Consider the following 18,870-nt stretch of genomic DNA (forward strand, 5'->3'; position numbering starts at 1 on the left):
CGATGTCGGCCTGGCGCATTCCGGTGCAAGCGGCCGCACAGAGCTCGCGAACGACGCGCGACGGACGTACGTCCCCGGTGTCTGCGTATGCATACCCGACAATCGCCCGACGCCTCCGCTGGACTGCGAGCGTTCCCGGGCGGCGTCGGCGGCACCGCGTCACTTGAGGACGTACGGCGAAACCGAGCTTCGATGCTCGCTGATATCGAGCACCTTGCCCAGCGGCGGGAATGCGCGCTGTGGGCAATTGGCGCGTTCGCAGACCCGGCAGCCCGCACCGATCGGCGTGGCCTTCGCCTCGTCGAGATCGATGCCGTCGGCGTAGACGACGCGAGCGGCGTGCCGCAGTTCGCATCCGAGACCGATCGCAAAGGTCTTGCTGGCCTGGCCATATCGGGTCGCGCGACGTTCGACGGTACGCGCGACCCAGAGGTATTTGCGGCCGTCGGGCATCTGGGCGATCTGTGTCATGATCTTGCCCGGATAGGCGAAGGTCTCGTAGACATTCCACAGCGGACAGGTGCCGCCGCTCGAGGAGAAGTGGAAACCGGTGGCGGACTGGCGTTTCGACATATTGCCCGCGCGGTCGACGCGCACGAAGGAGAACGGAACGCCGCGCAGCTTGGGCCGCTGCAGAGTCGAGAGGCGATGGCAGATCGTCTCGTAACTCTGGGTGAAGAAGGCCGACAGTCGCTCGATGTCGTAGCGGAAATCCTCGGCGACCTCGTGAAAGTGCGTGTAGGGCAATACGGTTGCCGCGGCGAAGTAGTTCGCCAGGCCGAGCATGGCCAGCTTGCGGGTGTCCTCGGCGGCGAAATTGCCTTCCTCGACCAGCTTTTCGAGCAGATCGCCGCATTCGAAGTAGGCGAGTTCTGCGGCGAGTTTGAAGGTGCGCTGGCCGCCGGACAGATGCGGCGCGATCTCGAGCCGCTGGGTCTGCGGATCGTAGCGGTGCAATACGCCCTCGCCGAGATCGATGCGCTCGACAATGCTCACATCGTGCGCACGCAGCAGACGGGCGATCTCGCTGTTCACATCGCCACCGTGGAAGCGGATGCGGGCGGTGAGTTCCTCTGCGGCGGTATCCAATTCGTGGATGTAGTTCTGCCGCTGATAGAAGAAGTCGCGCACTTCCTCGTGCGGTTTGCTGATCGTCGCGCTGCCGGAGCCGTCGGCGAAGCGGTCCTCGGTGGCGGCGGCCAGCTGCGCGGAGGTATTGCGGTACCGGTTGTGCATATTGACCAGTGCGCGCGCCATGCTCGGATGCGCGGAGACCATATCCGCGATCTCCTGGGTATCGGCCTCTATGCCGAGCTCCTGGTCCATCACGACCTCTTGGAGTTCGGCGATGAGCCGGGTGTCGTCCTGGGAGGAGAAGAAGGTCGCATCGACGCCGAACACTTCGCTGATGCGCAGCAGTACCGGTACGGTGAGCGGGCGCACATCGTGTTCGATCTGGTTGAGGTAACTCGCCGAGATCTCCAGCTTCTGGGCGAGTGAGACCTGGCTCAGCCCTCGTTCGGTCCGCAGCTGACGAAGCCGCGCCCCGACGTAAGTCTTGGCCATATGTCCAGTTTATGGGTGGATTCGCAAACCTGCCAATGGGTAATTAGCAGCAGAGCTGAGCGATATGTCACAGGGTCGGGTTACCGTCGAGTGATGCTGTTCTCGGACGTCGTGCAGGCCTCGGAGACCGTCCGTGCGACCCGCTCCCGGAAGACGAAAATCTCGACCCTGGCCGCGCTGTTGTCCGCGGCCGCCCCGGATGAGCTGGAGCCGGTGGTCGCGTGGGTTTCCGGTGAACTGCGACAGGGGCGCATCGGCACCGGCTGGCGCACCCTGACCGCACTCGAATGTGAGCCGAGTGAGCTTGCGACGCTGTCGGTTTCGTCGGTGGACAACACGCTCAGCGAATTGGCCACCACATCCGGCCCCGGCTCGACCAACCGGCGCAGGGAATTGCTGCGCGGATTGTGGACCGCCGCGACCGCCGACCAGCAGGCCTTTCTGATGCGCCTGCTCGGTGGCGAGTTGCGTCAGGGCGCGCTCACCGCGATCGTCGCCGAGGCGGTCGCGGTGGCCGGGGCGGTGCCGATCGAGCTGGTCCGGCGGGCGTACATGCTTTCCGGGCAGCTGCCGGTGACGGCCGTCGCCGCGCTGACCGGTGGGGCCGAGGCGCTGAGCGAATTCCGGCTCGAGGTCGGTCGCCCGATCCAACCCATGCTCGCCTCGCCGGGCGCGACGCTGGATGAGGCGATGGCCGAATTCGGTGCCGAGGTGAGCGTCGAGCACAAACTGGACGGCGCGCGCATCCAGGTGCACCGCGAGGGTTCGCGGGTCTGGGTATTCACCAGGACGCTGCGCGATATCACCGCCGGCGTGCCGGAACTGGTCGATCTGGTCGCCCAGCTCGACTGCACGAGTGTGGTGCTGGACGGAGAAACGTTGGCGCTCAACGATTCCGGACGGCCGCGTCCGTTCCAGGAGACGATGAGCCGCTTCGCCGAGGTCAGCTCGACCAGGGAATTGCTGCTGCACCCGTACTTCTTCGACTGTCTGCATCTCGACGGTGCGGACCTGCTCGACGCCCCGCTGCACGAGCGCCGCGCGGCACTGACGAAGGTGGCGGCCGCGCACAGCATCCCGGCGCTGATCCGCCCGGATGCCGAGGCGGCCGCGGAGTACTTCGACGGCGCGCTGGCCGCCGGGCACGAGGGCGTCATGGTCAAGTCGTTGACCGCGCCGTACGCCGCGGGACGCCGGGGCCGGTCCTGGCAGAAGATCAAGCCGACGCACACCCTGGACCTGCTGGTGCTCGGCGCGGAATGGGGTTACGGCCGCCGTACCGGATACCTGTCGAATCTGCATCTCGGCGCGCGCGATCCGGAAACCGGTGATCCGGTAATGGTCGGCAAGACCTTCAAGGGCCTCACCGATGCGCTGTTGCAGTGGCAGACCGCGGAATTCCCGCGGCATGAGCGCGCCCGCGACGAGTACACCGTCTACCTGTGGCCGGAACTCGTGGTCGAGATCGCCCTGGACGGCGTTCAGGTCAGCCCGCGCTATCCGGGCGGTGTCGCGCTGCGCTTCGCCCGGGTTGTGCGCTATCGGCCCGATAAGTCCGCCGCCGAGGCCGACACCATCGAAACGGTCCGCGCGCTGCTGCCCTGATCGAGTCGCCGAACCGCGCGCCCGCGGAGGGGCGACCGAATCGTTATCCGGGCTCGACGGTCTGTTCCCGGCATTTGTGCTGGTCATAGGCCAGACTGACTCCGATTCGGTCCAGTACACGCTCGGAAACGGGGGCTCGGCGTTGCTCGGTACGGCAGGAAAACGATGGATGGGATCGTGGTCGGCCATCGGTCGGCCGATGCGGAAGGCGGCGGTGCTCGGTGCGGTGACCTGTCTCGGGGCGATGGCGGCGGTCGGTGTTGCGGTGCCGGGAACGGCTGCGGCGGACCCGAATCCGGTCGCCGATATCCTGCACCCCGCACGTGATCCCGCCGCCGTCATGCCGTCGCCGCTGGACGACCCGTTCTATACACCGCCGCGGGGTTTCGAGAATCTGCGTCCGGGCGCGGTGGTCGCGGCGCGTGCCGTCGATATCGGGCTGAAGCCGACACCGGTCACCGCCACCGAACTGCTGATCCGATCGACCGATGCCAAGGGCCGCCCGGTGCCGGTGGTCGCCAACCTGCTCGTGCCCATCGCGCCATGGCAGGGTTCGGGATCGCGCCCCCTCGTCGCCTACAACGTGGCGATCGATTCACTCGGCAACCTGTGTGCGCCTTCACAGCAGCTCAAGCTGGGTCTGTCGGCCGGTCTCCGCTCGGTGCAGGTGCCGCTGTCGAAGAACTATGCGGTGCTCGTGCCCGATCACCAGGGCCCGCGGCAGGCATACGCGGCCGGTCGCATGGCCGGACATGCCGTGCTGGATTCGATACGCGCCGCCGTGCAGACGCCCGAGTTGGGTCTGTCGCCCGATGCGCCCACCGTTGTGTCCGGCTACTCCGGAGGTGCCATCGCCTCCGGCTGGGCGGCGCAACTCGCACCGGAATACGCGGGGGAGCTGAACCTCGTCGGTGCCGTGGTCGGTGGCGTTCCCGCCGACTTCGGCATGCTGATCAACACGATGAACGGCGCCAATGCCGCGTCCGGGGTATTCCTGGCCGCAACCCTCGGGCTGGCCAGGGAGTACCCGGAGATGATGGGGCTGTTCAATGACAACGGTTGGCGGCTATCGCAATTCGCGAAGGATCTCTGCTTTCTGGACGCGGCGCTGCTCGGCGCGCTCGCGCCCATACCGGCGGAGACGCTCACCGATGTGGCTCACCCGACGAAGCTGCCGATGATCAGGGAGATCCTGGCCGAGAACCGCCTCGGCACCGCCGCGCCACGGGTACCGGTCTTCCTCTATCACGGCATCAACGAGTTCTGGCTGCCCTTCGCCGGGGCCGAACACCTCTACGACGATTGGTGCCGGTTGGGCGTTCCGGTGCGGTTCGAGGCCTACCTCGGCGAGCATCTGATCGTCAGCGTCGCCGGGGTTTCGGCCGCCAACTCCTGGATCGATCAACGCCTCGCGGGGGCACCCGCACCGACGGGCTGCGCGAAGATCAACAGGTAGAGCGAAGTTCCACGGTAACCGATCGGAAAGGCGTCCCGACAAGCGGCAGTGCATGGCAATCCGGATCGCGAGTGCCGCACACTGGAGGGGTGACCGCGGACCTATTGGTACTCCTGATCGTCATCGTCACGGCACTCGCATTCGATTTCACCAACGGCTTCCACGACACCGCCAATGCCATGGCGACCTCGATCGCCACCGGCGCACTGCGGCCACGGGTCGCCGTCGCGGTATCCGCGGTCCTGAATCTGCTCGGCGCCTTTCTGTCGGTCGCGGTCGCCGCGACGGTGGCCAAGGGCATCGTCCGACTCGACGCCGTGCACGGCGAGGCGCTGCTCATCATCGTGTTCGCGGGTCTGGTCGGCGGCATTCTGTGGAATCTGCTGACCTGGCTGTTCGGCCTGCCGTCGAGTTCCTCGCACGCACTGTTCGGCGGCCTGATCGGCGCCACCATCGCCGCACTCGGCTGGGGCGGGGTGATCTGGGCGCACGGTGCGGACGGTGTGCTGACCAAGATCGTGCTGCCCGCCCTGCTCGCGCCGATCGTGGCCGCACTGGTCTCCGCCATCGGCACCTGGGCGGTCTACCGGATCACCGGAAAGTCCGATCCCGACAAGGTGAACGCGGGCTTCCGCTGGGGCCAGGTCGGTTCGGCATCACTGGTCTCGCTGGCGCACGGCACCAATGACGCGCAGAAGACCATGGGCGTGATCTTCCTGGCATTGGTCGCGCACGGCACATTGACCAAGAACGACGAAATGCCGCTCTGGGTAATGGCCGCCTGTGCCGTGGCCATCGCGGCGGGCACCTACCTCGGCGGCTGGCGGATCATCCGCACCCTCGGCAAGGGGCTGGTCGAGATCGACTCGCCGCAGGGGCTGGCCGCCGAATCCTCCTCCGCCGCGATCATCCTCACCTCGGCCCATTTCGGGCTGCCGCTTTCGACCACGCAGACCGCGACCGGATCCATCCTCGGCACCGGACTGGGAAAGGGCGTGGAGGTGCGCTGGGGTGTGATGGGCCGGATGACGGTCGCCTGGCTGTTGACGCTGCCGCTCGCGGGTGTGGCCGGGGCGATCTGCTGGGCCATCGCGCACGTCATCGGTGGATTGCCCGGTGTGCTGGTGGTATTCGCGCTGCTGATCGCGCTGTCGTCGGTGATGTATCTGCGGTCGCGGCGCGATCCGGTGGACACCGGCAATGTCAACGAGTGGCCCGGCGACACGCCGAACTCGGGTACCGAGGTTGCGAAGGACGCCGCGCCGGCCGCGGAGGACAGGGGTTCGCCGCCCAACGGATCGCCCGCGCCGGGAACCAATAGTCGTTCGGCCCAGGTCTGAGGAGGCGCATCGTGCACACACTCGTTACGAATCTGAATGCGCTGTGGCAGGTGACCGTCGCCGGTCTGCTGCTCGGGGCCGGGTTGCCGATCGTCTTCGCCGTCGGCGTCCGGCTCTGGTCGATCGCCGACACCGTGCCCGCGGAAGGCGGTCCCGTGCACCGCAATTACCCGGCCCTGGCCGGTGCGTACGCCTGCTTCGCGCTGATCATCGCCGCGATTGTTACGGGAATTGTTTACACCGCGAAGGCATTCCTGGCCGCTAGATTCGGTATTCATCTGTTCGGAGCGTGAGAAGGGTGACCCGTGACTGATCCAGCGAAATCCGCTCAGGTTCGTCCGAATCTGCTCGGCCGGGTCATCGGCTGGCTGCGGGCCGGTTATCCACAGGGGATTCCGCGCTCGGACTACGTCGCCCTGTTCGCGGTGCTGCACCGCCATCTGACCGACTACGAGGTGGTGGCGATCGCCGAGGAGTTGGTCGACTCCAATCCGGACAGCGAGATCAGCCACGCCGATATCGAGGCGGCGATCGCGCGGATGGCCAAGGAGCAGCCGGACGCGCACGATATCGCCAGGGTCGCTTCACATCTGGCGGCCGGCGGCTGGCCGCTGGCGACTCCACTGAACGATCCCGAATCCGCTGATCCGACAGCCGATTAGCGCAGTTTTAACCGAGTTCCGTTCGGACGGAACGGCATTCGCTGTGGCATAGATCTCTTCCTGTACCGATCCTGGTCGACCGACCGATAGTCCGATCGGAGCGCGACGCGGCGCTTCGTTTCGAGAAGGAGGTCGATCATGACGCTGTGGACGACGAGTTCGCACACGGTACGACGGACGCTGGCGAAAACCGTTGTGGCCGCGACATTGGCACTCGCTCCCGCGGCGGTTGTCGCACCCGCATTCGCTATCCCGGGCACCGGGACGCCAACCCTCACCCAAGCCCCGGTCCCGACACCTGCTCCCGCGCCGATCCCCACACCCGCTCCCACGCAGGCCCCGACACTCCCACCGACCCAGAGTCCGACCCCGCCGCCCGACATCTACGGCCCGGACGGATACGGTCCCGATGGGTTCGACCGCTTCGGCCGCGATCGCTTCGGATACGACCGTGGCGGCTACGACCGCTCCGGTTACGACCATTCGGGTTACGACCGCTCGGGCCGCGACCGGTTCGGTTACGACCACAGCGGTTACGACGCATGGGGCTACGACCACGCCGGTCGTGACAAGTTCGGGTACGACCGCGACGGCTACGACCTCTGGGGCTACAACCGGTCCGGTCGTGACGAATCCGGATACGACCGACAGGGTTGCAGCCTGACCGGCGACGACCGCCCGGACGCCGACCACGCGGAGTGTGAGCGGCGGCGGCAGGCCCGCCCGTCCACCGGTAGTGCGGGCTGAGCGGTTCCCAGCCGATTCACAGCTGGATTGCCGGCATTCTCGAGGTGACCGGAGCAGGATGAGGTTGTCGGCGAACCAGAAGCGGCTTCCAGTGAGACTGAGGCCTACCCCACGGCTTCCAATTCGCTCGACCCCGGCGGTTCACTGCTCGGACCGTCTTCTCGCCGACCGGCGGCGCCCACCCCTCGCTCGCGCCGCCGGTCCGCGAACCCCTCGTCGGGCAGCTGCGCGGCGTTCGGTCGGAGCGGAATCAGCCAGACGATCGCGGCGATCAGTGCGATGGTGGCGAGCAGGGCGTAGGCATCACCGAGCAGGAATTGCCATAGCGTCCAACGGAATTCGCGGCCCTCGGTCTGCGGTACCTGCCAGATCAGCCCCTGCGGCAGCAGTGGCAGATCCGGATCCCATGCGCCGAACCGGTCGGCCCGCAGCGGCCAGGCGAATACGAACAGATAGATGAGCGCGGGTATGGCTATCCGGACGGCCAGCGGCCGATGGCGCAGTACGTGGATCACCCACAGCAGCGCGGGCGCGATCCACACCCAGTAGTGGGTCCAGGAAATCGGCGAGACCAGCAGCATTACCGTGGCCGCGAGCAGTGCGCCGAGCAATTCGTCACCGCGCAGGTACGCGATCCGCGCCGCCGCCATTCCGGCCAGTCCGAGCAATCCGGCGCAGACGAGCGAGGAGGTGGTGTCGTTCCAGGTCGACCATTCCAGGCGGCCGAACATGCCGTTGATCGACTGATTCTGCACGTAGGCGAAGCCGATCCGGTTCTGCGAGGTGGTGGTCGTTGTCCAGAACTGCAGCGCCTGGTCCGGCCGGTACCAGAAGCCGATCGCCACCGTGGCGCCGAAGGTCGCGGCGGCCGTCGCCGCGGCGCGGAACTGGCGGGTGATGAGTAGATAGACGATGAAAACCGCCGGGGTCAGCTTCAGTCCGGTCGCGATGCCGATGAGGATGCCCCGATACCGGCTTTCCTTGGGCATGGCGAGATCGGCCAGAACCAATGCCATGAGGATCGCGCTGAGCTGACCGAACCGGAATGTCTGCTGGACGGGCTCCAACCAGATCGCGGCGCCGGTGACGGCGATGCTCAATGCCAGCAGACCCGTGCCACGGCGGATTCGCTGAAGCCTTGCGGCGCTCCAGACGCTCACGAACAGCGACACCATGGTGAGCACCGTGACGCCGGTCCCGATGTAGTTGATCGGGAAGCGCGACAGTTCGGCGCAGATCCAGGCGGCGAAGACGGGATAGAGGAAAGGCAGGCCGAGCGGTCCGCGGCCGTCATACAGCAGCGCGGGATGAGTCGCCGCGGCCGCGCCGCCCCACATATAGACCTGAAGATCGACCTGGTGCCAGTACATCTGCCAGTTGGGCCGCAGAAACAGCAGCCAGGCGCCGATGGACAGGGAGGCGAATACGATTGCGGCACTGAGCGTTATTTTGTGCGAGACCTTGGGCTGCGTCCCCACACCGGCAGCGCGCTGTTCTCCTGTTTGCAGGATGACAGCCATGGAGTTGTTATTCCTTCATCAGGTGATACAGCTCGAGCGGACAGCAAATCCTTAGCTAAACTAAAGGCAATCCATCGTAACATCGCTGCTCACCGTCGGCTGCCCAACTTTCCCGGGGCTGGCGAAACTACCCGGCGAGCACCCGCAGCAGATGTTCGACCTCGGCGCGGATCGCGTCCCGCGCGTCCCGCAGGTACCTGCGTGGATCGGCAATGGTGGGACTGTCCGCGAGCGCGGTCCGGATCGCCCCGGTGGCAAGGACATTCAGCCTGGTGGCGATGTTGATTTTGGTCATGCCGTGCGCGACGGCGGCGCGCAGACCCGCATCGGGGACCCCGGAGGAGCCGTGCAGCACAAGGGGGACGGGAACTTTCGCGGACAGTCGGGCAATCAGGTCGTTATCGAGTTCGGCCGTGCGGGTTTGCATGGCGTGCGACGAGCCGACGGCAACGGCGAGGGCGTCCACGCCGGTCGTCGCGACGAATTCGACGGCCTCGTCCGGATCGGTGCGGACGCCGGGTGCGTGCGCACCGTCCTTACCGCCCACCTCGCCGAGTTCGGCTTCGACGAAGACGTCCCGCTCGTGGCACCAGCGCACGATATCGGCTGTGGCGGCGACATTTTCGGCGTAGTCGAGGGTGGAACCGTCGTACATGACCGAACCGATACCGAGGTCGGCCGCGGTGCGGATGAGTTCGAACGAGGTGGCATGGTCCAGATGTACGGCGATATCGGCGCTGCTGTCGGCGGCAATGCGCAAGCAGGCCAGCGCGATCGGGGCCAGGTTGCCGTGGTAGTGCACCGTATTCTGCGAAAGCTGGAGCAGCACAGGCCGTTTCGCCGCCTCGGCGGCCTCGGCGATCGCCTCGGCGTGTTCGATGGTGATCACATTGAAGGCGCCGAGACCGCCCGGGCGGGCGGCCGTGATCAGGTCCGCGACGGGTCTCGAGGTCATGGGGAGGTCTCCTGCGGGGTGGCTAGTCGGTCGACGATCACCGTCGGTGCGATTTGGGTGCGTACGCGGCGGTCGATTTCACCGGCGACCGGGATGACGACCGCGGCGGCGGAGGTGGCGACGGCATCGACCAGCACGGCGGGCCAGTCCGGGGTGTCCTTCGCATCCGATAGTGCCGCGATCACCGCGGCGGTCGCGGAATCGCCCGCGCCGGTGGGGTTTCCGGCGAGCGGTTCGGGTAGCACCGCCGACCACGCGCCCTCGGCGGTGACCACGACCATGCCCTCGGCGCCGCGGGTGGCGACGACGGCGCGCACTCCGCGTTCGATAAGCGGCAGTGCGGCCGTGACGACTTCGTCCGGGGTCACCGGAACGCGTCCGGTGAGCCGTTCCAGCTCTTCGGTATTCGGCATCAGCACGATGCCGGGAACCTGCGCGGCCAGGCGCAATGCCTCGCCGTCGACATCGCAGATGGTCGGGACACGGGCGGCGATGGCGGTGCGCGCGATGTCGGCGGGCAGGCTATGGGAGATACCGCCGGGCAGTGATCCGGAGATGACCAGGCCGTTGATATCGGTCAGCATGCCCGCCACGCGGACCGAGAGTTGCTCGGCGGCATGTGGATTCGAGACCCGCGCGCCTGGCTCCCACAGCGCGGTCGCGGTGCCGTCACCGGATTCGCTGATCACCACCGTGCGCCGGACCCAGGGCAGTGCGTGCACGAAGTCGACCGGCATCTCCAGCTCGGCGGCGGCGGCGTAGGCATGGTCGGAGAAACCTGTTGCCCTGGCGTATTTTCCGATCTGATTGAGCACCCGCGTCACATTGATGCCCTTACCGCCGATGCGCTGCTCGACCGAACGGACCCGATGGGCTTGGCCGCGCTCGAAATGCTCTACCCGGTAGGTCATGTCGTAAGCGGGATTCATTGTCACGGTGAGGATCACGTCAACAACTGTCCACGTCTGAGCACTCGGCGCAACTGTAGATTGTCATCGACAATCAGCAGGTCGGCGAAATAGTCGGTCCTGAGGTCGCCCACATCGGTCAGTCCGGCCGCCGCGGCGGGTACCGAAGTGGCGGCAAGCACGGCCTCGCGCAAGCGCACACCGCATTCTCGAACCGCCCAGGCGAGGCAACGCAGAAGGTGAGCGGTGCCGCCCGCGATGGATCCATTGGATATCCGGGCGACGCCATCGGCGACGTGGACGACTTGCGGACCCAGCTGGTATTCGCCGTCGGGCATGCCCGCGGCCTGCATCGCATCGGTGATCAGCGCGACCTGTCCGGGCGCGGCCGCGAAAACCAATGCGCCGAAACCGGAGTCGACGTGTACCCCGTCACCGATCAGCTCGACGACGATCCGGCGCTGCGCCGCGGCGACGAGTGCGGCGGCCACCGGACCGGGTGTTCGATGATGCAGTGGCGGCATTCCATTCGCCAAGTGCGTGACGAGACCACCGAATCCATTGGGTCGCAGGGCCTGTCGGAACCCGGTGAAATCGGAATCGCTGTGGCCGAGCGACACCACCACATCGCTATCGGAAAGACGTTGGGCGACCTTGTCGAATCCCGGCAGCTCCGGGGCTAGCGTCATGACCCGAAGATGGCCGTCGGCGGCGGCGAGCAGGCGTTCGGTCAGCTCGAGGTCGGGATCGCGCAGATACCGGGGATCCTGCGCACCGCAGCGTGCGGCGGCCAGAAACGGTCCCTCGGCATGGATTCCGGCGACGGTGCCGTCCGCGGCCAACGCGCGCAGCGTCGCGACCTGCGCGATCATGTCGGCCGGGGCGCCGGTGACAACGCTGGCCAGCACGGTGGTCGAGCCGTGCGTGTGATGGAATTCGGCGGCTGCGCGCGCCTCGTCCCCGTCGACGGTGTCGAACCGGTGGCCGAATCCGCCGTGGTTGTGGATATCGACGAGGCCGGGCAGTACGGTGCCGGAGAACGGCGGCACGGTCGAATCCGGGTGTGCGGCAGTCCAGTCCGCGAGTGACCGCACCCGATCGATTCGGCCCGCGCGGACGGACACTACGCCGTCGTCGAATTCGGCTGTCGCCGAAACGATCCGTCCGCGAATCTCGCGCCTCATGCCAGCTCTCCCTGTCTGGCGAACAGGGCCGCACCCATGAGCCCCGCGCGGGCACCGAATTCGCCGAGCACCACCCGCGGCGCGGGCACCACGCGCAGACGTTCGGCAATGGTGTGCTGCAGGGGTTCGGTGAGCGCGGGACCGGCCCCGGCCAGGCCGCCGCCGAGAATGATCAGTTCGGGACAGGCCGCGTGGATGAGGCCGAGCAGCCCGTCGGCGAGTGCGCTGATCGCTTCGTCGACAACGGCTTTGGCGTCCGAATCGGTATCGAGTATCGCGAAGACATCGGCCGCGCTGGCCGTTTCGTGGCCCGTTCGCTTCGCGTAGGCGCGGGCGATGGACGCACCCGATGCCACGGTCTCCACACAGCCGATATTGCCGCAGGGACAACGCAATCCGTCCGTGTGCCGAACCGGGATGTGTCCGTATTCGCCGGTCTGTCCATAGGCGCTGCGCATCAGACGGCCACCGACGGAAAGGGTGCCGCTGATGCCGGTGCCCAGAATGACCACGCAGACGTCATCGTGGCCGCGCCCGGCGCCGAAGCGCCATTCGGCCCAGCCCGCCACCGCGACGTCGTGTTCGATCAGCACCGGCATACCCCAGCGAGCGGTGAACCGATCACCGATGTGCACATCGCGCCAACCGACATTGCTGCTGAATACCGCGATCGAACGGACCGGATCGACAATGCCCGGCAGCAGGACGGCCGCGCGTGCGACGCGGTCGCGCTGGTCATCGGTCAACTCGGCGAGCAGCTGATCACCGAGTGCCCCCATGGTTCCGAAGGCCGCCTCGCCCTGCGGTGTGGCCACCACACCCGAGGCGAGCACCGTGCCCGCCGCATCGGTGACCTCGCCCTTCATCGTGGTGCCGCCGACATCGAGGCCGAGCACCAGTAGGTCATCGGTCAACGCCGAGTTCGCCACGCCCGTGCGTTCCGCGAAATCGTCGCGGTGCGCGGTGGTCGGGGGCTGTTCGGTACCCATATCCGCACAGTAGTTCCTGGTAGCGACCGGTCACCGATCCAGAACGACGGAACGGTTCAGGTTGCGCGGATGGTCCGGGTCGAGTCCTTGGTCGGCGGCGCGCAGCACACAGAGTTGGTGCACGCGGACCAGATCGGCCATCGGATCGATATCGCGGTGTTCGAAATGCGCGCCGGTGACGGCCACATCTTCCGCGAAATTGGGAACCAGCGGTCCGAACGCCCACACGGCGCGGCCGGGGGTGGAGATGCTGATCGGACCGTGCCGGTATTCGGTCTGCAGATACGATTCGGTCCAGGACTGGCAGGATTCGCGCAGCTTGAGCCCCGCCTCCTCGGCGATCGCGGCCGCGAATCCCATCCCGACGAAGCTGATCTGCTCGGCACGCCGCACGGCGGCCAGTGCCGTCGCCGGGTCTTCGGCGAGTACCGCCCTGGCCTGTTCGATGGCCGGACGCAGCTCCTCGCCGAGATGCCAGCGCAGGATCGCCAGCGCGGTGGTGGCGAAGCGGGTCTGCACCACCGACTGTTCGTCGACCTCGTCGATCAGGATCGGATCGCCCAGGTCGAGTACCGGGGTGCCCGGACTGCTGCAGATGACGGTGCGCGGAATGTGCGCCGGGATCGCACGCATGGCATCGACCACCTCGGTGGTGGTGCCGGAGCGACAGATGACGAGGTAGCGGTCGTAATCGCGACCGGCGCGGACCTCACTCGCGGGCCAGGCGTCGGTAATGCCCTGGCCCGAACTCTCGCGCAGTGCCGCGATGGCACGGGACATGAACAGTGAAGTGCCGCAGCCGATAACGGCGACGCGCTCGCCCGGTTGGGGCAGTACGGCGCGGTGTCGGGCGGCGGTGGCGTCGGCGCGCACCCAGTCGTCCGGCTGGGTGGCGACTTCGGCGGCCAGATGGGGCACGGGGGTGGGGTGAGCGGAGATCGGCACAACAACAGAATCACCCCGCGTGATCGTTCATGTCAAATTTACGAGCAAATCAGTCACATACGATCACGATTGGGTCTAGCCTTATCCGTAGCGACTGCTTGCAGGTCGGTCGAAAGGATCGGCACAAGCGATTCGTTCGCTCCATCATCGGCGCTGCGGTAGCGCTCGGAGCGAAAATTTGAAAGGTTCTGCTCGTGAAAAGACCCCTGCACGGCGTCCTCGCGGGGATCGCGCTGGTCACCGGCCTCGCGCTCGCCGTCTCGTCCTGTGGTTTCGGCTCCAAGGATTCGGCCGACTCCGATAAGACGATCAACTTCCTGGCCCCCACCTACAGCGACGGTGCCAATGGCACGAAGGCGCTGTGGGATCACATCATCGATGACTTCCAGAAGCAGAATCCGGACTACAAGGTCAACCTGCAGATGGAGTCATGGGAGTCGATCAACGATGTGGTCAAGACCAAACTGCAGTCCAAGTCGACCACCCCGGATCTGCTGAATATCGACGCCTACGCCAGCTTCGCCGGTGACGGCATGCTCTATCCGGTCTCCGAGGTCGTCTCCCCGAATGTGCTGGCCGACGTGCAGCCCGGCTTCGCCAAGAACGCTTCGCTCAACGGCACGCAGTATGCGATGCCGCTGTTCGCCTCCACCCGCACCCTGTTCTACAACACCGACCTCTTCGCGAAGGCCGGGGTGAGCACGCCGCCGAAGACCTGGGCCGAGCTGACCGATGCCGCCAAGAAGATCCAGGCACTCGGCGGCGGTGTCTCCGGCTACGGTCTGCCGCTGGGCAGTGAGGAATCGCAGGCCGAGACGTCGCTGTGGACCTTCGGCGCGGGCGGCAACTGGTCCGATGGCGACAAGATCACCGTGGATACCCCGCAGAACCTGGAGGGTGTCAAGGCCATGCGAGAGATCTTCGATGCCGGTGTCACCCAGCCGAATCCGGGTGCGACCAATCGCAAGGACGTCATCAATTCGTTCATCCAGGGCAAGATCGGGATGATCGAGGGGCTGCCGCCCACCATCGCCCAGATCGCCGATAAGAATCCGGGTCTGAAGTACGCCACCGCGCCCTCGCCGACCAAGGACGGTGCGCCGGTCACGCTCGGCGTGGCCGATCATCTGATGGCATTCAAGAAGGATGGCAAGAAGGCCGAGACGATCAAAAAGTTTCTCGACTTCTTCTACTCGGCGAATGTATACGCGAACTTCGTCAAGAACGAGCATTTCATCCCGATCACGACCAGTGCCACCGCGGTGCTCGCCGACGATCCGGTGACCAAGGCGTTCGCGGCGACCCTGCCGGTGGCCAAGTTCTATCCGAGCAACAACCCGAAATGGGCCGCGGCGCAGGGTGCCATGCATCAGCAGATGGGCACCATCGCACAGGGCGCGGACCCGGCTCAGGTATTGCAGCGGATCCAGGAAGCAGCGAAATAGCGTGGGGCGCACAGGGACCCGGGTATCAGCGGGGAAGAATTCGACACTGCGGGCCGTCCCCTGGATCGGGCCGTCCCTGGTGCTGATCGCGGCCATCGTCGCATTCCCGGTCGGCTATATGGTCTGGACCAGCACCCGGGACCTGAGCGCCTACGGCCAGGACCGCGGTCCCGCCGGACTGGCCAATTACCGAAACCTGTTCGATATCAGCGAATTGGGATCGGTATTGGCGCACACCGTGGTCTGGGTGGTCAGCGTCGTGCTGATCACCCTGGTGCTCTCGGCGGGCCTCGCGCAGTTCCTGAACAAGGATTTCCCAGGACGGACCGCGGTGCGCATGGCGATTCTGGTGCCGTGGGCGGCCTCGGTGGTGATGACGACGACCATCTTCTATTACATGCTCGATCCCGATGTCGGCATCGCCAACCGGTTCCTGGTCGATATCGGGCTGCTGGACCGCGGCTACGGTTTCACCAAACAGCCGACGCCCGCCTTCCTGGTGGCGATCGGCGTCGCGGTCTTCGTCTCGATCCCGTTCACCACCTACACGATTCTGGCCGGACTGCAATCTATTCCGGCCGAGATCGATGAGGCGGGTCGGGTCGACGGCGCGAGTGCGTGGCAGCGCTATCGGCATCTCACACTGCCGCAATTGCGTCCGGCGATCGCGGTCGCCACGATCATCAACATCATCAATGTATTCAATTCACTGCCCATTCTCCAGGTGATCACCGGCAGTATCGCGGGCTTCGGCGCGGATACGACAACGACGTTGACGTTCAAGCTGATTCGGCAGAATCAGCAGCTCGACACCGCAGCCGCCATGAGCGTGTTGAACTTCGCGCTGATCGTGGTCATCATCGCGATCTATGTGAAGGTCATCAAGCCGACCCAGCAGGTGGACGCATGACGACGCAGGCCGAAATTCGCATCGACGGTGTGCAGATCCCGCCGGACACGGCGGTCGCCGAGCCGCCGAGCGGGCGACCGCGGCGGCGGCGTTGGGAACTCACCGCGGTGGGGGTGGTGCTCGCCGTTATCTTCCTGACCCCGTTCGTGGTGATGGTGCTCGGCTCGTTGAAGAGCCGCGCCGAAATCCTGCGCATCCCACCGACATATCTGCCCGAGACCTGGCATCCGGACAATTACGCCACCATGTGGGACACCCCGGAGACGCCGCTGCCCTACAACCTGGCGAGCACGATCATCATCTCGGTGTGTGCCACCGTGCTTGTGCTCTTCGTGGCCATTCCGGCCGCGTATTACACGGCGCGGCACAAGTTTCCGGGCCGCGCGATATTCCTCGCGCTGGTGCTTGTCACCCAGATGTTGCAGCCGACGGTCTTGGTGACCGGCCTGATCCGGGAGTTCTTCACCCTCGGCATCAATGACACCTGGCTGGCCATGATCCTGGTGAACGCCGCGTTCAACCTCTCGTTCGCGGTGTGGATTCTGCACAGCTTCTTCGCGGCCATTCCGGTAGAGATCGAGGAGGCCGCGCAGCTCGACGGTCTGAGTCGCTGGCAGATCCTGGTCCGGGTGAGTCTGCCGCTGGTCTGGCCGGGCATCGTCACCGCGACGATTTTCGTGGTGGTGGCCTGCTGGAACGAATTCGCGGCGAGCCTGGTGGTGCTGACCACCCCGGAGAATCAGCCGCTGTCGGTGGCGCTGACCAAATTCGTCGGGCAGTACGACACCGCATGGCAATACGTCTTCGCGATCTCGACGGTAGGCATCGTTCCGGTGGTCATCTTGTTCGCGTTCATCGAGAAGCGCCTGGTCGCGGGGCTTACCGCGGGCAGCGTCAAGTAATCGCCCAGGAGACGCGGGTGGCGATGGTGCCGCCCGCTCTCGAAACTGTTGCCGCCCTTGGCGCAAGCCCTGGTCCGGGCAGGCAGTCAGCGCACAGCAGTGGCGGTCATTCGGATGTCCGCGCCCCGGGGTAGGCGCTTCCGACCGGTAGCATCGAAACCGTGGCACGGCGGGATGACGAAACCAAGGAGGGCCGCAGTTACGGCGGGCTGTCCAAGCAACAGCGGGTAGCCCAGCGGCAGGCACGACTCATCGATGCGGCGCTCGAATTATTCGGCACCCAGGGCTATTCGGCCACCTCGATCGAACGGCTGTGTACCGTCGCGAATGTTTCCACGCGCAGTTTCTACGAGGATATGGGCAGCCGCGAGGCACTGTTGATCGCACTGGTCAATCGCATTACCTCGCACGCGGTCGAACGTGCGCTGGAAAGTATGGCGAAGTCCGCGGGGCAACCGCTTTCCATCCGGGTAGTCGATGCTTTCCGGGCCTATCTCGAGGTGACCTGTGCCGATCACCGGTCGGCGCGAGTGTGTTACGTCGAACTGGTCGGCGTCAGTCCAGCGGTGGAGGATTGGCGCAGTCAGCAGCGCCGCCTGCTGTCATCGCTGCTGATCAGCGAGGCGGAGCGAGCTGTTGAGCGCGGCGAGACCAAATCGCGGCGGTTCGATCTGTTCGCGCTCGCGGTAATCGGTGCGGTGAATTCGCTGGCCCAGGAGCTGGTGCGGACCACACATCCCGATGCCGAGGTGTCGCTCGACGAAATATGCGAGGAGATCGCGTATTTCGTGAATTCCGGACTTGCGTTGACCTGACCGGCGGACCGAAATGGTTCGGGCCCAAACGCTATGGTGGGAGAGATGGTGTTCGAGGGATTCGTCGAGTTCGATATCGAGACCGCCGAAGGTCGCGTGCATGGGCGGCGCGGTGGTGACGGGCCGCCCGTCCTGCTACTGCACGGGATACCCGAGACGCACCTCATGTGGCATAAGGTCGCATCGCGATTGGCCGAGCGGTTCACCGTCGTGGCAACGGATCTGCGGGGGTTCGGCGACAGCGCCTCGCCGCGGAGTCGCCCGGACCACAGTCCACACAGCATGCGAGCCATCGCCGCCGAACAGGTCGAGGTGATGGCGAGCCTCGGCCATGATCGGTTCAGCGTGGCCGGTCATGATCGTGGCGCGCGGTGCGCGTATCGCATGGCGCTGGATCATCCGGAAAGCATCACGCGGTTGGCGGTTTTGGATATCGTGCCGACCGCGGACAGCTTCCGTGCGGCGGATATGGACTTCAGCCTCGGATTCTGGGTGTGGTCGTTCCTCGCCGCACCGGAACCGATTCCGGAACAGCTCATTGCCGGTGACCCGGCGATTCTGGTGAACCATATGCTCGATACCTGGGCCGAGGATCCCAGCGTGTTCTCGGATGACATCCGTGCGGAATACATCGAGAAATTCCGCGACCCGGATACCGTGCATGCGATCTGCGAGGAATATCGGGCCGCCGCGACCCTCGATTACGCGCATGACGAAGCCGACCGGGGGGAGCGGCGGATCGCCTGTCCGGTTCTCGTATTGTGGAGTGCCACAGGCGCTGTCGGCAGTTGGCATCGGCCGCTGGAGGTATGGCGCCGCTGGGCGGACGATGTCTGTGGTGGACCGCTCGACGTCGGACATTTCCTACCGGAGGAAGCCCCGGAGGAGACCGCTCGCCACCTCCTGGCGTTCCTCTGATAT

18 protein-coding genes are annotated in these 18,870 nt (G+C 65.9%); 11 read left to right on the forward strand and 7 right to left on the reverse strand.

What is annotated here, in order from left to right; translation table 11 throughout:
• Positions 1-159: 159 nt before the first annotated feature.
• The gene (gene ramB, locus ACQP1T_RS03850; protein ID WP_433758577.1) at positions 160-1,566 is read right to left on the reverse strand and encodes an acetate metabolism transcriptional regulator RamB; all 1,407 of its coding nucleotides are present in this window, start codon (positions 1,564-1,566) and stop codon (positions 160-162) included.
• 93 nt (positions 1,567-1,659) lie between these two features.
• Here ramB and ACQP1T_RS03855 point away from each other — a divergent pair, with 93 nt between their 5' ends.
• The 6 genes from ACQP1T_RS03855 (at position 1,660) to ACQP1T_RS03880 (ending at position 7,376) form a co-directional block, all read left to right on the forward strand.
• Positions 1,660-3,171, forward strand: a complete 1,512-nt coding sequence (locus tag ACQP1T_RS03855; RefSeq protein WP_433758578.1) for an ATP-dependent DNA ligase — start codon at positions 1,660-1,662, stop codon at positions 3,169-3,171.
• A gap of 169 nt (positions 3,172-3,340) precedes the next feature.
• Positions 3,341-4,627: a lipase family protein gene (locus ACQP1T_RS03860; protein ID WP_433758579.1), complete on the forward strand. Its 1,287-nt coding sequence runs from the start codon at positions 3,341-3,343 to the stop codon at positions 4,625-4,627.
• An 89-nt stretch (positions 4,628-4,716) separates the two neighbouring features.
• A complete protein-coding gene (locus tag ACQP1T_RS03865; protein WP_433758580.1) occupies positions 4,717-5,967 on the forward strand; it encodes an anion permease in 1,251 nt (416 codons plus the stop codon).
• 11 nt (positions 5,968-5,978) lie between these two features.
• A complete protein-coding gene (locus tag ACQP1T_RS03870) occupies positions 5,979-6,260 on the forward strand; it encodes a hypothetical protein (protein WP_433758581.1) in 282 nt (93 codons plus the stop codon).
• A 12-nt stretch (positions 6,261-6,272) separates the two neighbouring features.
• Complete coding sequence (locus ACQP1T_RS03875; RefSeq protein ID WP_062983496.1) at positions 6,273-6,629, forward strand: DUF3349 domain-containing protein; 357 nt, start codon at positions 6,273-6,275, stop codon at positions 6,627-6,629.
• Between the two features lie 138 nt (positions 6,630-6,767).
• Positions 6,768-7,376, forward strand: coding sequence for a hypothetical protein (locus ACQP1T_RS03880; protein ID WP_433758582.1), 609 nt, complete (start codon positions 6,768-6,770; stop codon positions 7,374-7,376).
• A 104-nt stretch (positions 7,377-7,480) separates the two neighbouring features.
• On the opposite strand, the gene ACQP1T_RS03885 is transcribed toward ACQP1T_RS03880, so the two are convergent.
• From ACQP1T_RS03885 to ACQP1T_RS03910, 6 genes are all read right to left on the reverse strand, one after another.
• Positions 7,481-8,896 carry a glycosyltransferase 87 family protein gene (locus ACQP1T_RS03885; RefSeq protein ID WP_433758583.1) on the reverse strand — a complete coding sequence of 472 codons (1,416 nt, stop codon included), beginning with the start codon at positions 8,894-8,896 and terminating at the stop codon, positions 7,481-7,483.
• Positions 8,897-9,023: 127 nt separating this feature from the next.
• Positions 9,024-9,851 carry a class II fructose-bisphosphate aldolase gene (locus ACQP1T_RS03890; RefSeq protein ID WP_433758584.1) on the reverse strand — a complete coding sequence of 276 codons (828 nt, stop codon included), beginning with the start codon at positions 9,849-9,851 and terminating at the stop codon, positions 9,024-9,026.
• Complete coding sequence (locus ACQP1T_RS03895; RefSeq protein ID WP_433758585.1) at positions 9,848-10,798, reverse strand: hexose kinase; 951 nt, start codon at positions 10,796-10,798, stop codon at positions 9,848-9,850. The genes ACQP1T_RS03890 and ACQP1T_RS03895 overlap by 4 nt, the downstream gene beginning before the upstream one ends.
• The gene (locus ACQP1T_RS03900) at positions 10,795-11,943 is read right to left on the reverse strand and encodes an N-acetylglucosamine-6-phosphate deacetylase (RefSeq protein ID WP_433758586.1); all 1,149 of its coding nucleotides are present in this window, start codon (positions 11,941-11,943) and stop codon (positions 10,795-10,797) included. Before ACQP1T_RS03900 ends, ACQP1T_RS03895 begins: the two co-directional genes overlap by 4 nt.
• Complete coding sequence (locus tag ACQP1T_RS03905; RefSeq protein WP_433758587.1) at positions 11,940-12,932, reverse strand: ROK family protein; 993 nt, start codon at positions 12,930-12,932, stop codon at positions 11,940-11,942. The genes ACQP1T_RS03900 and ACQP1T_RS03905 overlap by 4 nt, the downstream gene beginning before the upstream one ends.
• Before the next feature lie 30 nt (positions 12,933-12,962).
• The gene (locus ACQP1T_RS03910) at positions 12,963-13,877 is read right to left on the reverse strand and encodes an SIS domain-containing protein (RefSeq protein WP_433758588.1); all 915 of its coding nucleotides are present in this window, start codon (positions 13,875-13,877) and stop codon (positions 12,963-12,965) included.
• 194 nt (positions 13,878-14,071) lie between these two features.
• Between ACQP1T_RS03910 and ACQP1T_RS03915 the strand changes: the two genes are divergently transcribed.
• The 5 genes from ACQP1T_RS03915 (at position 14,072) to ACQP1T_RS03935 (ending at position 18,867) form a co-directional block, all read left to right on the forward strand.
• Positions 14,072-15,322: an extracellular solute-binding protein gene (locus ACQP1T_RS03915; RefSeq protein ID WP_433758589.1), complete on the forward strand. Its 1,251-nt coding sequence runs from the start codon at positions 14,072-14,074 to the stop codon at positions 15,320-15,322.
• A gap of 1 nt (position 15,323) precedes the next feature.
• Positions 15,324-16,232 carry a carbohydrate ABC transporter permease gene (locus ACQP1T_RS03920; RefSeq protein ID WP_433758590.1) on the forward strand — a complete coding sequence of 303 codons (909 nt, stop codon included), beginning with the start codon at positions 15,324-15,326 and terminating at the stop codon, positions 16,230-16,232.
• Positions 16,229-17,134: a carbohydrate ABC transporter permease gene (locus ACQP1T_RS03925; RefSeq protein ID WP_433758591.1), complete on the forward strand. Its 906-nt coding sequence runs from the start codon at positions 16,229-16,231 to the stop codon at positions 17,132-17,134. The genes ACQP1T_RS03920 and ACQP1T_RS03925 overlap by 4 nt, the downstream gene beginning before the upstream one ends.
• 161 nt (positions 17,135-17,295) lie before the next feature.
• On the forward strand, positions 17,296-17,949 hold the full coding sequence (locus ACQP1T_RS03930; protein ID WP_433758592.1) for a TetR/AcrR family transcriptional regulator: 654 nt from the start codon (positions 17,296-17,298) through the stop codon (positions 17,947-17,949).
• Between the two features lie 45 nt (positions 17,950-17,994).
• On the forward strand, positions 17,995-18,867 hold the full coding sequence (locus ACQP1T_RS03935; RefSeq protein ID WP_433758593.1) for an alpha/beta fold hydrolase: 873 nt from the start codon (positions 17,995-17,997) through the stop codon (positions 18,865-18,867).
• Positions 18,868-18,870 lie beyond the last annotated feature (3 nt).

It is taken from the genome of Nocardia sp. CA-135398 (assembly GCF_050955845.1).
Taxonomy (GTDB): Bacteria; Actinomycetota; Actinomycetes; order Mycobacteriales; family Mycobacteriaceae; genus Nocardia.

Coding starts and splice junctions, on each gene's coding strand:
- ACQP1T_RS03885 (WP_433758583.1), bottom strand. CDS start 8,896: ATGGCTGTCATCCTGCAAACAGGAGAACAGCGCGCTGCCGGTGTGGGG.
- ramB (WP_433758577.1), bottom strand. CDS start 1,566: ATGGCCAAGACTTACGTCGGGGCGCGGCTTCGTCAGCTGCGGACCGAA.
- ACQP1T_RS03900 (WP_433758586.1), bottom strand. CDS start 11,943: ATGAGGCGCGAGATTCGCGGACGGATCGTTTCGGCGACAGCCGAATTC.
- ACQP1T_RS03905 (WP_433758587.1), bottom strand. CDS start 12,932: ATGGGTACCGAACAGCCCCCGACCACCGCGCACCGCGACGATTTCGCG.
- ACQP1T_RS03925 (WP_433758591.1), top strand. CDS start 16,229: ATGACGACGCAGGCCGAAATTCGCATCGACGGTGTGCAGATCCCGCCG.
- ACQP1T_RS03880 (WP_433758582.1), top strand. CDS start 6,768: ATGACGCTGTGGACGACGAGTTCGCACACGGTACGACGGACGCTGGCG.
- ACQP1T_RS03855 (WP_433758578.1), top strand. CDS start 1,660: ATGCTGTTCTCGGACGTCGTGCAGGCCTCGGAGACCGTCCGTGCGACC.
- ACQP1T_RS03860 (WP_433758579.1), top strand. CDS start 3,341: ATGGGATCGTGGTCGGCCATCGGTCGGCCGATGCGGAAGGCGGCGGTG.
- ACQP1T_RS03935 (WP_433758593.1), top strand. CDS start 17,995: ATGGTGTTCGAGGGATTCGTCGAGTTCGATATCGAGACCGCCGAAGGT.
- ACQP1T_RS03890 (WP_433758584.1), bottom strand. CDS start 9,851: ATGACCTCGAGACCCGTCGCGGACCTGATCACGGCCGCCCGCCCGGGC.